Genomic DNA, 439 nt, shown 5'->3' with positions numbered 1-439 from the left:
TTTTATCCAGGCCTCAGCCACATCGTCGGTGAACTCATCGGGTGCTAACTCTCGTAAGGTCTCAATCAGGTGATGACCAACAATCTGATATTGTTCTGGCTGAATATCAAAGCTGGTATGTTTCTGTGCAATGCGTTCAACCAAACTGCCCAGTTCCCCCAGGTTATCAATGTATTTGGCATAAGACGCCACCGCGCTAAACAAAGCAAATTGCTGACGACCGCTTTTTTGATTGCTCAAGTTAAAGATATCTTTTAGCTCTGGATTGGCAGTAAACATACGCTGATAAAAATGATCAGTGACCGCTGTGCCTGCCCCTTCCAGTAAAGGGATAGTGCTTTTTACTATTTCAATAGTGCGTGTATCTAACATATTGTCCTCGCTGTGCAGTTTTTATGTATTACTACTCACATATTGCAGAAGCTATGCCAGATAAACC

The 439-nt window shown here is 42.8% G+C and carries 1 protein-coding gene; it reads right to left on the bottom strand.

Annotation, left to right across the window (positions count from 1 at the left end; all coding sequences use genetic code 11):
- The coding region (locus B4K20_RS06770; protein WP_289282348.1) for a globin domain-containing protein at window positions 1–372 on the bottom strand (372 nt) is incomplete at its 3' end.
- Between the last annotated feature and the right edge of the window lie 67 nt (window positions 373–439).

This window comes from Methylophaga sp. UBA5088 (assembly GCF_002414625.1).
GTDB lineage: Bacteria > Pseudomonadota > Gammaproteobacteria > Nitrosococcales > Methylophagaceae > Methylophaga > Methylophaga marina.
The sequence above is the reverse complement of the archived record's forward strand: the minus strand, read 5'-3'. Positions and strand labels throughout refer to the sequence as shown.